Raw genomic sequence first — 12,196 nt, 5'->3', positions numbered from 1 at the left:
TCTTTTAAGGTTCCCGGTATGTTGGCGAAATCGCGAGGATTTCAAGCGATGACAACGGTTTCCGAGCAATCAGTCCGAAAAACCCTGGCCGAGGTCGTCGATCCGGGGTCGGGAGCGGCGCTTTCGGCGCTCGCGACGGTATCGGGTCTGGTGATCAAGGACGGCAATATCGGCTTCTCGCTCGAGGTGGACCCGGCCAAGGGCCCGAGCCTGGAAGGCCTGCGCAAGGCCGCTGAATCCGCCGTGCTGGCGCTGCCGGACGTGACGTCGGCGACCGCCGTGCTGACCGCCCACCGCGCCGGCGCCCCAGCCCAACCGCAGCGTTCCGCCCAGCCGGAACGCCCCGCCCAGCAGCAGGGCCGCATGCCGTCCCGTCCCGAGCTGCCCGGGATCAAGTCGATCGTCGCCGTCGCCTCGGGCAAGGGCGGGGTCGGCAAGTCGACGGTCGCCACCAACCTGGCCCTGGCGCTGGCCGGCCAGGGACTGGAGGTCGGACTGCTCGACGCCGACGTCTACGGCCCCTCGCTGCCGCGCATGATGGGCATCAACCGCAAGCCGGAGAGCCGGGACGGCAAGACGCTGATCCCCCTGGAGAACCACAACATCAAATGCATGTCGATCGGCTTCCTGGTGGCCGAAGACACGCCGACCATCTGGCGCGGCCCGATGGTGATGAGCGCGCTGGAGCAGATGCTGCGCGACGTGGAATGGGGCGAGCTCGACGTCCTGGTGGTCGACATGCCACCGGGCACCGGCGATGCCCAGCTCACCATGGCCCAGCGGGTGCCGCTGGCCGGCGCGGTGATCGTCTCGACGCCGCAGGACATCGCCCTGCTGGACGCCCGCAAGGGGCTCAACATGTTCCGCCGGGTCGATGTGCCGGTGCTCGGCATCATCGAGAACATGAGCTATTTCCTATGCCCCCATTGCGGCGAGCGCAGCGACATCTTCGGCCATGGCGGTGCGCGCCAGGAGGCCGACAAGCTGGGCGTGCCGTTCCTGGGCGAGGTGCCGCTGCATCTCGACATCCGGGTGGCGGGGGACGGCGGCACGCCGATCGTGGCCGCCGATCCGACCGGCCCCCATGCGGCCGCCTTCGCCCAGATCGCCGAGAAGGTGGCGGGCGCGATCTCCGGCCCCTCCCAGCGCAAGGCGGCACCGAGCATCGTGTTCGAGTAGCTCTTCCTCCGCCGATCTCCCCACCGCACTCCCCGGCCTTGTGCCGGGGAAAGCCCGGAAGCGGCTCCGAAGCCGACCGGATAGGGTTCAGGTCCAAACGCGCGCCCCGGAATGAATCCGGGGAGTGGAGAAGGGGTAGAGAGGAAACCGCAGCCTCCCCTCACGCCCGCTCATAGTCGGCGAAGGTGAACGCCGGGCGGCCCTCCTCTGCCGGATGGGGCTCGCGCCAGGTCTCGCGCCAGTGCGACCAGTCGATCTCCGGGAACAGCACGTCGCCCTCGGCCTGCATGTGCACGAAGGTGAGCGCCAGGCGGTCGGCCGAGGGCAGGGCCAGCGAAAAGATCTCACCGCCGCCGATGACGCAGATCTCGTCCTCGCCGGCGCAGGCGGCGATCGCGGCCTCCATGGCGCCCACCCGTTCCGCGCCCTCGGCGGCCCAGGCGGTGTCCCGGGTGATCACGATCGACCGCCGGCCCGGCAGAGGGCGGCCGATGGCGTCCCAGGTGCGGCGTCCCATCACCATGCTGTGTCCCATTGTGCGGCGCTTGAAATGGGCGAGATCGGCCGGCAGCGACCACGGCAGGCCGTGGCCGCTGCGGCCGATGACCCGGTTGTCCGCAAGCGCGGCGACGAGCGTGAGATCGGCCATTGCGGATCCTTGCGATTGATCATCGGACCCCACCGTGGCACCGCCGGGCCGGATCGGGCAAGATCGCCGGATGGCCTCGGGAACACAGCGCGCGGAAGAACTCTCCGACGGAATCGAGCGGGCGCGCGAGCTCGCCCGGCGGGGCGACCTGCAATCGGCGATCGGCATACTGGAGACCCTGGCAGAGCGCAGCGCCGATCCGGCGCCGGCGATCTTCGAGATCGGCAACCTCACCAAGGCGGCCGGCCTGTACGACCAGGCCGAGGCGGCCTTCCGCAAGGTGATGGAGCGCTATCCCGGCTCGGTCGAAGCGGCGACCAACCTCGCCAACGTGCTGAGCGCCAAGAGCCAGGCGGCCACCGCCATCGCCATCCTGCGCAACGTCCAGTCGGTGGTCCGGGGCAATCCGATCGTCGACATCTCGCTGGCCGACGCGCTGTTCGCCGACGACCGGATCACCGAGGCGCTGGCCGCCTACGACGCCCTGGCCGGCCGGTATCCGGACTATGCCCCCGTGCATGCCAATCGCGGCGAGGCGCTGGCCCGGCTCGGTCGCCATGCCGAGGCGATCGCCGCCCTGGACCAGGCCGCCGCCCACGATTCCGCGAACCCCAACATCATGCGCAACCGAGCCTTCAGCCGGCTGGCTCAAGGCGACCTGCGGGCCGGTTTCGCCGATTACGAGGCCCGTCTGAACCCCATCCTGCCGGCGGCCCCCGTGCGGGTGAACCTGAACGCGCCGCGCTGGGACGGCACCCTGCCGCTGGACGGCCCGCTCCTCGTGGCGGCGGAACAGGGGCTGGGGGACGAGATCCGTTTCGCCGCCGCCCTGCCGCATCTGATCGAGCGGGCCGGCGACGTGATCGTCGAATGCGATCCCCGGCTGGTCGAGCTGTTCGCCGACAGTCTGCCGGGTGCGCGGGTACTCGCCTATGACCGCCGGCGCGACGGTCAGCGCCCGGTCTTCGACTATGCCCATCTGCCCGATCCCCCGGCCGCCTGGATCGAAGCCGGCAGCCTGCCCCACGTCCTGGCCCTGCCGGACGGGGAGCCGATGGCGCGCCGGGGCTACATGGCGACCAACCGGCCGCGGGCGGGCCTGTTGCGCGCGCGCCTGGAGGCCGACGCCCTGGACCGGCCGCTGTTGGGCTTCTGCTGGGGCAGCGGGGCCGCAGAACGCCCACGCCAGCGCTACTATCCCCCGCTGCAGGACTGGGTGCCGCTGCTGACCGGCCTCGACGCCGCCTTCGTCGATCTGCAGTACATCTCTTCGGAAGCCGACCGAGCGGCGTTCCGAAGCCTGTGCGGCATCGAGATCATCGGCACCGACGACCTGGACAAGCGCAACGACCTGTCCACGGCGGCCGGTCTGGCATTCGCGATGGATGCGGTGGTCGGGGTGTCCAGCTCGGTCACCGCCATGGCCGCCGCCGTCGGCACGCCCACCGTCGAGGTCACGCCGGAGCGCACCTGGGTGCCGCTGGTCGACGGACGGGATGCCTGGCTCGGCCCCCTCGTCGCGGCCTACCCGGATGCGCCCGGCGACTGGCGGCAGGCGATGTCGCGCGCGCTCGGTACGCTGCGGCAGGTTCTGGATCCGACTGCGTAGGGCGGATCAGCCCCCGTCCAGCGCGGCCTTCATCCGCTCCACGGTCCGCTTCCACGTCCCGTCGTGATCCTGCCAATACAGCCGGGCGGTCGGGTACCAGGGCGTGCGCGCCTTGCCCACGCCCCAGCGGGCATCCGCGCCGTTGTCGAGCAGGATGCGGGTGTCGATGCCCAGCGCCGAGGACAGATGCGCGACCAGGGCGTCGATGGTGACAACCACGTCGCAGGCGGCCACGCGGGCGGCCATGGCGTCCACGTCCGCCGGATCGGGATCCGGCTCAAGCAGGAGCTTGTCGGCCGCCATCTCCCGCTCCTCCGGCGTCATCCCGCGCTGGAGCGATACCACCACGCGCCCGGGGATCGCCACCGCGTCGAGCACCGCTTCCAGCGGGATGGACCGGCGCGCGGAGCCCGGGTCCGGATGACGCCAGGACAGGCCGATGATCCGTTCCCCACTCGGCGACCACCGGTCGCGCCAGGACATCACCTTGGCCTGGTCGGCCTCCAGATAGGCGCGGGCAAGCGACTCGTAGCCGTTCTCGTAGACCTTGGTCCGCAGGGCCAGGCTGCCGATCGGCGATTGCCAGTGGATCTGTTCCTTGGAGATCGAGTCGTCCGGCGGCGAGGTGCGGCCCACCACCTTGACGCCGTTGAACGACCGCTCGAACAGCGCCTGCATGCGGGCGTCGCATTCCAGCACCAGCGGGTTCGGCGCCTCGCGGATGATCTGCGGCAGGGACGCGGCGAAGCGGATCTCGTCCGCCGGGGAGCCTTCGCCCCAGACCAGCAGCCCCTTGTCCTTGAGCGGATTGCCATCCCATTGCGGCAGATCGAAATCGCGGCGCTTGGCGCCGATGCGCGGGTCGATGTTGTTGGCGTCGAATCGGGCCTCGTAGCCGGCCCAGCCCTCGCCGTCGCGGCCGATGGCGAGCAGCGCCTGGGCGAGGATGGTTCGGGCCACCGGGTCGTTGCCGGAGATCTGCAGCGCCTTCTCGCCGGCCGCCACCGCCTCGTCCGGGCGTCCGAGCTTCAGGCAGACATCGGCGATGCCGGCCAGGGCCCGGACGGAGTCCGGATCCAGGTCGGTGGTGTTGCGATAGGCGTCCTCCGCCTCGTCCAGCCGGTCCAGGGACATCAGCACATGGCCGAGGGTGAGCCACAGCGCCGGCTCGCGCGGGTCGGTGCGCAGGGCGAAGCGCAGGTCGTTATAGGCTTCCACCGGCTTGTTGCCGGCCATCAGCGCCTCGGCGCGTTCGGCCTGGGCCAGGGGCCAGAGCGGATCGCCGCGGCGGATCCGGTCGAGGCAGGACAGGGAATCGTCGATGGCGCCGACCCGCCAGGCGATCCGGCCCATCAGCAGCAGCGCCTCGGGCGCGTTCGGCGCGATCCGCCAGGCTTCCTCGGCGAGCACGAAGGCCTGATCCGCCTCGCCGAGCTCGAGGGCCATGTCGGCCGCCCGCGCCCGCGCGGTGATCGGCGCACCGTCGATTGCCGCCCTGAACTGCGCCAGCGCCGCTTTCGTATTGCCGGACGCCGCAAGGCGCTCGGCTTCTTGGAGGGAATCAACCGACTTCGACACCACTACCGCCCTGACTTTCCGGCCTCCGATCGGGATCAGAGTGAACCGGCGCCTATATACCGTTTCGCACAAGACCCTTTAACAGCCGTTAAGAAGGGCTTATATCCTGCGATGTCGGCTTCGGTCGACTATGGCGATAAACGGCGCTCGGAATAAGCGTTGCGGACCCGGGGGCAGTACCCGGCGCCTCCACCAAAATCTCCGACCGTTCTGATGAAGAATGGCCGGAACGTTTCATGGGGGCGAAACAGGATCGACGCGCGTAGTAAAGGACCGCTTTTTGCTCGGGATGGTACCGCCGTTATCGGGCCGTATGATAGTTGCGAACGACAACTATGCTGAGGCGCGCCTGGCTGCGTAATGCAGCTCGGTAGTCTCGACTAATCCGTTGCGGTTAGCGTCGTAACGTGGGGCTCGCGGGCCGCCTAGCAACAGAAGGCTCGCACTCTCCCCCGCATATCCCTCCGGCATTTTTCCCTTGATGGGTCACAGGGCCCTGGTGTTCATTGGCCGAACGTCCAACGTTCGGGAAGCCGATGGCTGACGATCTTTTCCGATACGACCTGATGGTCGAAACGGCCCTGCGTGGTGTGGTTCGTGATGCCCTTCGGCGGGCGGCGGAGCGCGGTCTTCCGGGCAATCATCACTTTTACATCACGTTCAAGACGAGCGCGCCCGGTGTCCATATCCCGGCATATCTGGTCGAGCGCTATCCCGACGAGATGACCATCGTCCTGCAGTTCCAGTTCTGGGATCTGGAGATTCTGGAAGACCAGTTCTCGGTGACGCTGAGCTTCAACGACATCCGTGAGCCGCTGACCATTCCGTTCGAGGCGCTGACCGGCTTCGCCGATCCGTCGGTTCAGTTCGGGCTTCAGTTCCAGCAGACAGCCGACGGCGAAACCCCGACCGGGGACGACGACGATCCCAGCGGCGGCGACACGCCCGACGGTGAGGACGAGGCGGCCGACGACGATGCCGGCACCGGCGAGGTCGTCTCCCTCGATCAGTTCCGCAAGAAGAAATAATATAGCCATGCCGGGGCCGACCGGTTCGGCACCCGACGCGATGCCGCAGACCGGAGAGGATGCCCCTATGGCGGAGTTCGACTTCACCGAGATGTTCCCGCTCGGCCCGGATACGACCGAGTACCGCAAGCTGACCAGAGACCACGTGTCCGTCGACAAGATCGGTGGCCGCGAGGTCATCAGCGTTCAGCCGGAAGCCCTGACCATGCTCGCCGAGGAGGCGTTCATGGACATCTCCCACCTGCTGCGCCCGGCGCATCTGCAGCAGCTCCGCAACATCCTCGACGACAGCGAGGCGTCGGAGAACGACCGCTTCGTCGCCTATGACCTGCTGAAGAACGCGTCCATCTCCGCCGGCCGCGTGCTGCCCATGTGCCAGGACACCGGCACCGCCATCGTCATGGGCAAGAAGGGTCAGAACATCTTCACCGGCTTCGACGACGAGATGGAGCTGGCCCGCGGTATCCAGAACACCTACGTGAACCACAACCTGCGCTACAGCCAGCTCGCGCCGCTGTCGATGTTCGAGGAGAAGAACACCGGCACCAACCTGCCGGCGCAGATCGAGCTCTATGCCGACAAGGGCGATGCCTACAAGTTCATGTTCGTGCAGAAGGGCGGCGGGTCGGCCAACAAGTCCTTCCTGTTCCAGCAGACCAAGGCGTTGCTGAACCCGGAGAGCCTGGAAAAGTTCCTGGACGAGAAGATCCGAACCCTCGGCACGGCGGCCTGCCCGCCCTATCACCTGTCCATCGTGATCGGCGGCACCTCGGCCGAATTCACCATGAAGACGGTCAAGCTCGCCTCCTGCAAATATCTGGACAACCTGCCGACCCAGGGTTCGGACAGCGGCCACGCCTTCCGCGACCTGGAATGGGAAGCGAAGATCCTGAAGATGACCCAGGATATGGGCATCGGCGCCCAGTTCGGCGGCAAGTACTACTGCCACGATGTCCGCGTCATCCGTCTGCCGCGCCACGGCGCCAGCGTGCCGGTGGGCATCGGCGTGTCCTGCTCGGCCGACCGCCAGGCCTTCGCCAAGATCACCCGCGACGGGGTGTTCCTGGAGAAGCTGGAAGCGGATCCGGCCAAGTACCTGCCGGACATCGACGAGGCCAGCCTGACCGCCGACGCGGTCGAGATCGACCTGACCCGGCCGATGAGCGAGATCCGCGAGACCCTGTCGCAGTATCCGATCAAGACCCGCGTCTCCCTGACCGGACCGATGATCGTGGCCCGCGACATCGCCCATGCGAAGCTCAAGGAGCTGATCGACGCCGGCAAGCCGCTGCCCGACTACATCAAGAACCATCCGATCTACTACGCCGGCCCCGCCAAGACGCCCGAAGGCTACGCCTCCGGCTCGTTCGGTCCGACCACCGCCGGCCGCATGGACAGCTATGTGGAGCCGCTGATGGCCCATGGCGGCAGCTTCATCACCCTGGCAAAGGGCAACCGCTCGTCCGTGGTGCGCGAGGCCTGCAAGCAGCACGGCGGCTTCTATCTCGGCTCCGTCGGCGGTGCCGCCGCCAAGCTCGCCCTGAACTCGATCAAGAAGGTCGAGGTGCAGGAGTATCCGGAGCTCGGCATGGAGGCGATCTGGCGGATTGAGGTGGAGAAGTTCCCGGCCTTCATCGTCGTCGACGACAAGGGCAACGACTTCTTCAAGGATATCTGAGCCTCCGATGACCGGTCCCGCCTTCGCCGCCGTCCCGATCCTGCGGATCTTCGACGCGACGAAGGCGCTCGGGTTCTACCGGGACTGGCTCGGCTTCGCCGTCGACTGGGAGCATCGCTTCGAGCCCACGGCCCCGCTCTACATGCAGGTTTCGCGCGGCGGCATGCGCCTGCATCTGAGCGAGCATCACGGCGACTGCACGCCCGGTTCGACCGTGTTCGTGCAGGCGACCGCCCTTTCCGATTTCCATGCCGAGATCATCGCCCGGGACTATCCGTACAACCGGCCGGGCCTGGATCCCGCCCCCTGGGGCGGGCTGGTGATGGAGGTCACCGACCCCTTCGCCAACCGGCTCCGGTTCTGGGAAGACACCGGGGCCTGAGCGCTCAGACGCGGGTGCGGCTGTCCAGGTTGAGGGCCTCGGCCAGGTCTAGAATGCTCGACAGTTCCGCGAAGACCCGCTCCACCGAGGCTGCGTCGCACAGGGTCTTGCCGTTGCCGATCTCGAACGGATCGGACCGTGTGTCGAACAGCAGGGTCAGGTGGCTGTCGACGCAGACGAAATGCGCCGCGTCGCAGCCGACCACCTCGGTCATGCCGACCAGCCGCGCCATGAAGGCGGGGGTGAGCAGATAGCGCGCGCCGACCTGATCGGTGGCGAACACCGTGAACCGCTGCTCGAACTCGAGCGACTCCAGATCCACCGGCTCGTACTCCGGCCGCTCGCCGCTGCCGATCCACACCGGACCGGTGGCCCTGCGGAAGAAGGTCTGCCTGCCGATGCCGACCACATTGCCGGCGATCTGCTTCCGGGTCGGGGCGATGCGGACCGCCATGCCCTCGAACGGCGTGTTCTGGTCGCGGACCTCCGGGCCGTACTGGCTGACGACAAGGTCCCAGACGTCGGCGGCGTAACCGTCGCCGGTGACGCGCAGCCCCTCGGACCAGTGGCAGTGTTCCGGCTCGTAGGGCAGCACGCCGGCGTCCCGCAGATCCGCCCGCGCGTCACCCGCCGCCTCCCCCGTTGCGTCCGGCCGGTAGGTGAAGCCGAGAAAGCCGGCGATGTCGGCGACCACCCGCTTCTCCATCGCCCGGGCCTTAGCCACCTGCTCGGCCGGCTGACCGGAACCCATCAACGCCCCGATAACGAACAGGCTGATGATGCCGCCGAGAAAGACTGGAAACGCCAGGAAGGGATGGATCGCGGCCGACCCTAAGACCGCCGCGACGAAACAGCCGAAGAAAGTCGCGGCTTGAAGGTAGCGTTTGCGGTAGTCGGGCTTCTCGCGCCCGGGATAGTCCGCGTCGAGTGCCTCCAACCCCGGCCACAGGGTCTGCTGCACGAAGACCCGCGCGCCCTTCAGCCAGGGCCGGTCCTCGGCGATGGCGGGCATCCGGCCGACCGGCACCTGCGCCACGCCCGGCTATCCGAAATGCCGTGCGACGTCGACCACGCCCCGGGTGTTTTCCTCGGTCTCGAAATACGGCAGCGGAACCGCGCCCATCTGCGGGGCGATGATGTTACCCGGGAAGGTCTGGATCACGTTGCGGTGCTGCATCACCGAGGCGTTGTAGTATCGGCGGGCGGCGGCGATGTTGCCCTCCACCTCCTCCAGCGTGTCCTGCACCCGGGTCATGCTCTCGTCGGATTTCAGCTCGGGATAGCCTTCGGCCAGGCTGAAGAGCTGGCGGAACTCGGACTGCAGGGCCCGCTCCGCCTCCAGGTGGGCCGCCACCTCGCCGGCCTTGGTCTTGTCGTAGGAAGCGGCGGCCTTGGCCCTGAGCTCGGTCAGGCGCTCCAGCAGGGCGGCCTCGTGGCTCATGAACTTTCGCGCTGTGGCGACCACCTGCGGTATCAGGTCGTGGCGCTTGCGAAGCTGTACATCGACGGAGGCCAGTGCCTGTTCCGCCTCGTTTCCCGTCACCACGATGCGGCTGTGGGTGCGGTAGAGGATATAGGCGGCGAGCAGGACAAAGACGCCCACGGCGATCAGGCTGGGCATGTCCATTCCGCTTCTCCCCCTCTCGATCCGATCAACATTATACTCGTTGCCGCGAACAACGATCCAGAGACACAGATGCGCGATTTCCCGCTGCTGACCGACGGGCCACAGGACGCCGTCGTCACCCTCGTGTTGGCCCATGGCGCCGGGGCACCGATGGACAGCCCCTTCATGGAGGCAATCGCCACCCGCATCGCCGCCAGGGGCCACCGGGTGGTGCGTTTCGAGTTCGACTATATGGCCGAGCGACGGACCACGGGCCGCAAACGGCCGCCGGAGCGCGCGCCGGCTTTGCTGGAGCAGTGGCGGGCGGTGATCGGGCATCTCGGTGGACCGCAGGCCCTGGTCATCGGCGGCAAATCGATGGGCGGGCGGATGGCCTCGCTGATCGCCGCGGAGACGGCGGTGGAAACAGCGGTCCGGGGGTGCCTCTGCCTGGGCTATCCCTTCCACCCGCCGGGCAAGCCGGAGCGCCTGCGCACCGAGCACTTCGCCGCCCTGCGCTGCCCGACGCTGATCATTCAGGGAACCCGCGATCCGTTCGGCACGCGCGCGGAGGTCGAGGCGCTGGCGCTGCCCGACATCGCGGCGGTGGACTGGATCGAGGACGGCAACCACGATCTGGCGCCGCGCAAAGCCAGCGGGTGGAGCGTGGAGCAGGCATGGGAGAAGGCGGCCGAAACGGCCGACGGGTTCCTGCGCGCCCTGTAGGCCCGCCGGAGCCTAGAACCAAATCCGACCATATTGAATCATTTCATGATTCAATATGGTCGGTGAATTTGTCTCTAAAACAATGAGATAGAGCATACTCACGCACGCTGGCGCGATCACGAAGTGATCCCGTCACCGCACGATCTGCTCTAGAACCCGCGCCACGAGGGCTATTCCGCCAGGATCGCCTTGATCTCACGGGGGTCGAGGCCGACAGCCTCCACTTCCTCCCGCGTGATGGTGACGCCCATCTGATCGGCGGGCAGCTGCCCGAGCAGACCGCTCAACGGGCCTCTGCCCGCATCCCGTGTCGCCATCCAGCCAAGCACGCCCCCGACAACGGGCGGGCCGGCGACAAGCGTCATCCAGAACAGTGCAATCACGACGGAACGCGCCGCAGTCGCAGCGCGCTCATGGAAGCTCAGTTCCTGATCATTCCAGGTATCGACCGCCATCTGGCTCGTCCCCACAAAAGAGCCGGTCGTCTCATCTGGAATAAGATCATACGCAACACGGGTAAAAATTCAATTAACGCAGTGATCCACAAATTTCATCGATTGCTTCATCGCCTTCAACCATCTCTAGCGGAGATGGGCGACGGCGTTCTCTTTATGCTTTCCGGTGTATTTAGAGAGCTTTTTTATCAAATATTCCGCGTCTTCCTCGGAGAACCCGACCTCGTCGGCATCGAAGGTGGTCAGCACCCGCTCCAGCACGGTCTCCGCGAAGCGGTCGCGGGCATCCGGCGCGTCGACCATCTCCGTAGTTCGGGCAACATCAACCGCCGCGCGCAGGATGATCCGATCGTGCTCGCTCATCCCGGCCTTCGAGGCGAGGGACTTCAGCCCGTTCGCCCCGTCGTCATGCACCAGCAGGTCGGCGTTGCGGAAGGCGATCTTGGCGCGGACTGCCAGGCCGGCCGCGACGAAGGCGAGATCGCCGGTGCAGGCGGCGCGCAGCAGGATCGAGTCGGTAAGACGGCCGTTACGGGCCATCTCGCGGACCAGATCCTCGACCTTCTGGCTCCCGGCATCGTCCGACAGCAGCGCCAGCGTGGCCCGCTCCCGTCCCTCAAGCACCAGGTCGGTCGCCATGTCCGGCGAGATCTCGTGGCGGCGGACCAACTCGTCCTTCAGCTTGTCGGAGACCAGGGACACCAGGCGCTCCGCCACGGCCACCGGCAGGGTGGCGCGGCCGACCATGGGGGTCTGCAGGCGCGGGCTGTCGCCGAACCGGTCGAGCGCCTTGCCCAGAACGGGCTCGTTAAGCTCGGCTCCCGGATTGGAGACGACGGCGACCACGACGTCCTCGTTGCCGCGCTCGACCAGCGCGCCAGCGACGACATCGGAGACCTCGTCCCGGTTGGCGATCGCCAGTTGCTTGTCAGTGTCGCCCTCCTCCACGATCGTGACCAGGTCCCCGTCGGTCAGGACCACGCTGTCGCTGATGATCGGCAGCGCCACCTCGGCCACGTCCTTGGCCAGCTTCAGCGCGACGTCATGGGGCAGGCCGACGGATTGGCGGACGGCGTCGGCCAGGTTCCTGCGAACCTGCTGCTCCAGGTCGCCGGCCAGCTTGCGCACGATGTCCAGGGCGATGTCCCGCTCGACGGGGCCGAGTTCGGGACTGTCGATCGACCGGCCGATCGCGTCAGCGACCTCTCCACGGGCCTCGGTGGAGGCAGACCGCGAGAGCTTGCTCATCAGTTGCGCCAGGGTCGGCGCTGCGTCGTCACCGGTCATGGATCGGGCCTCCTCGGCA

General features: G+C 67.5%; 12 protein-coding genes and 1 other RNA gene. 7 read left to right on the top strand and 6 right to left on the bottom strand.

Translation table 11 applies throughout. The features are described 5' to 3' along the window. Positions 1–48: 48 nt before the first annotated feature. Positions 49–1,179 (top strand): Mrp/NBP35 family ATP-binding protein, encoded by a 1,131-nt coding sequence (locus tag BLS34_RS06775; protein WP_028795437.1) that lies wholly within the window; start codon positions 49–51, stop codon positions 1,177–1,179. Between the two features lie 160 nt (positions 1,180–1,339). Here BLS34_RS06775 and BLS34_RS06770 read toward each other — a convergent pair whose 3' ends face one another. Next, on the bottom strand, positions 1,340–1,828 hold the full coding sequence (locus tag BLS34_RS06770; protein ID WP_093149113.1) for a dihydrofolate reductase: 489 nt from the start codon (positions 1,826–1,828) through the stop codon (positions 1,340–1,342). A gap of 70 nt (positions 1,829–1,898) precedes the next feature. Between BLS34_RS06770 and BLS34_RS06765 the strand changes: the two genes are divergently transcribed. After that, positions 1,899–3,437, top strand: coding sequence for a tetratricopeptide repeat protein (locus BLS34_RS06765; RefSeq protein WP_093149111.1), 1,539 nt, complete (start codon positions 1,899–1,901; stop codon positions 3,435–3,437). A 6-nt stretch (positions 3,438–3,443) separates the two neighbouring features. Here the strand turns inward: BLS34_RS06765 and BLS34_RS06760 are convergent, their stop codons facing one another. Further along, positions 3,444–5,015, bottom strand: coding sequence for a tetratricopeptide repeat protein (locus BLS34_RS06760; RefSeq protein ID WP_139189124.1), 1,572 nt, complete (start codon positions 5,013–5,015; stop codon positions 3,444–3,446). Positions 5,016–5,088: 73 nt separating this feature from the next. Between BLS34_RS06760 and ssrA the strand changes: the two genes are divergently transcribed. The 4 genes from ssrA (at position 5,089) to BLS34_RS06740 (ending at position 8,103) form a co-directional block, all read left to right on the top strand. Next, positions 5,089–5,462: a transfer-messenger RNA gene (gene ssrA / locus BLS34_RS06755) on the top strand. Between the two features lie 89 nt (positions 5,463–5,551). Then, positions 5,552–6,043 carry an SspB family protein gene (locus BLS34_RS06750; protein WP_028795441.1) on the top strand — a complete coding sequence of 164 codons (492 nt, stop codon included), beginning with the start codon at positions 5,552–5,554 and terminating at the stop codon, positions 6,041–6,043. Positions 6,044–6,110: 67 nt separating this feature from the next. Beyond that, on the top strand, positions 6,111–7,721 hold the full coding sequence (locus BLS34_RS06745; RefSeq protein WP_093149107.1) for a fumarate hydratase: 1,611 nt from the start codon (positions 6,111–6,113) through the stop codon (positions 7,719–7,721). 7 nt (positions 7,722–7,728) lie between these two features. Beyond that, positions 7,729–8,103: a glyoxalase superfamily protein gene (locus BLS34_RS06740; RefSeq protein WP_093149105.1), complete on the top strand. Its 375-nt coding sequence runs from the start codon at positions 7,729–7,731 to the stop codon at positions 8,101–8,103. A 4-nt stretch (positions 8,104–8,107) separates the two neighbouring features. Here BLS34_RS06740 and BLS34_RS06735 read toward each other — a convergent pair whose 3' ends face one another. Beyond that, on the bottom strand, positions 8,108–9,139 hold the full coding sequence (locus BLS34_RS06735; RefSeq protein WP_215906054.1) for a DUF3137 domain-containing protein: 1,032 nt from the start codon (positions 9,137–9,139) through the stop codon (positions 8,108–8,110). Positions 9,140–9,145: 6 nt separating this feature from the next. Continuing rightward, the gene (locus tag BLS34_RS06730; RefSeq protein WP_175474135.1) at positions 9,146–9,730 is read right to left on the bottom strand and encodes a LemA family protein; all 585 of its coding nucleotides are present in this window, start codon (positions 9,728–9,730) and stop codon (positions 9,146–9,148) included. 69 nt (positions 9,731–9,799) lie between these two features. On the opposite strand from BLS34_RS06730, the gene BLS34_RS06725 reads away from it, so the two are divergent. Beyond that, entirely contained in the window at positions 9,800–10,435 is a 636-nt protein-coding gene (locus BLS34_RS06725) for an alpha/beta family hydrolase (RefSeq protein ID WP_093149101.1), read from the top strand. 170 nt (positions 10,436–10,605) lie between these two features. Here the strand turns inward: BLS34_RS06725 and BLS34_RS06720 are convergent, their stop codons facing one another. Together BLS34_RS06720 and BLS34_RS06715 are read right to left on the bottom strand one after the other, a co-directional pair. Further along, on the bottom strand, positions 10,606–10,890 hold the full coding sequence (locus BLS34_RS06720; RefSeq protein ID WP_028795447.1) for a hypothetical protein: 285 nt from the start codon (positions 10,888–10,890) through the stop codon (positions 10,606–10,608). 126 nt (positions 10,891–11,016) lie between these two features. Then, the gene (locus BLS34_RS06715; protein WP_093149099.1) at positions 11,017–12,177 is read right to left on the bottom strand and encodes a DUF2336 domain-containing protein; all 1,161 of its coding nucleotides are present in this window, start codon (positions 12,175–12,177) and stop codon (positions 11,017–11,019) included. Between the last annotated feature and the right edge of the window lie 19 nt (positions 12,178–12,196).

It is taken from the genome of Thalassobaculum litoreum DSM 18839, assembly GCF_900102465.1.
Classification (GTDB): domain Bacteria; phylum Pseudomonadota; class Alphaproteobacteria; order Thalassobaculales; family Thalassobaculaceae; genus Thalassobaculum; species Thalassobaculum litoreum.
This window is presented reverse-complemented; position numbering and strand designations above follow the sequence as displayed.

Coding starts and splice junctions, on each gene's coding strand:
- BLS34_RS06715 (WP_093149099.1), bottom strand. CDS start 12,177: ATGACCGGTGACGACGCAGCGCCGACCCTGGCGCAACTGATGAGCAAG.
- BLS34_RS06725 (WP_093149101.1), top strand. CDS start 9,800: ATGCGCGATTTCCCGCTGCTGACCGACGGGCCACAGGACGCCGTCGTC.
- BLS34_RS06720 (WP_028795447.1), bottom strand. CDS start 10,890: ATGGCGGTCGATACCTGGAATGATCAGGAACTGAGCTTCCATGAGCGC.
- BLS34_RS06740 (WP_093149105.1), top strand. CDS start 7,729: ATGACCGGTCCCGCCTTCGCCGCCGTCCCGATCCTGCGGATCTTCGAC.
- BLS34_RS06730 (WP_175474135.1), bottom strand. CDS start 9,730: ATGGACATGCCCAGCCTGATCGCCGTGGGCGTCTTTGTCCTGCTCGCC.
- BLS34_RS06765 (WP_093149111.1), top strand. CDS start 1,899: ATGGCCTCGGGAACACAGCGCGCGGAAGAACTCTCCGACGGAATCGAG.
- BLS34_RS06775 (WP_028795437.1), top strand. CDS start 49: ATGACAACGGTTTCCGAGCAATCAGTCCGAAAAACCCTGGCCGAGGTC.
- BLS34_RS06770 (WP_093149113.1), bottom strand. CDS start 1,828: ATGGCCGATCTCACGCTCGTCGCCGCGCTTGCGGACAACCGGGTCATC.
- BLS34_RS06750 (WP_028795441.1), top strand. CDS start 5,552: ATGGCTGACGATCTTTTCCGATACGACCTGATGGTCGAAACGGCCCTG.
- BLS34_RS06745 (WP_093149107.1), top strand. CDS start 6,111: ATGGCGGAGTTCGACTTCACCGAGATGTTCCCGCTCGGCCCGGATACG.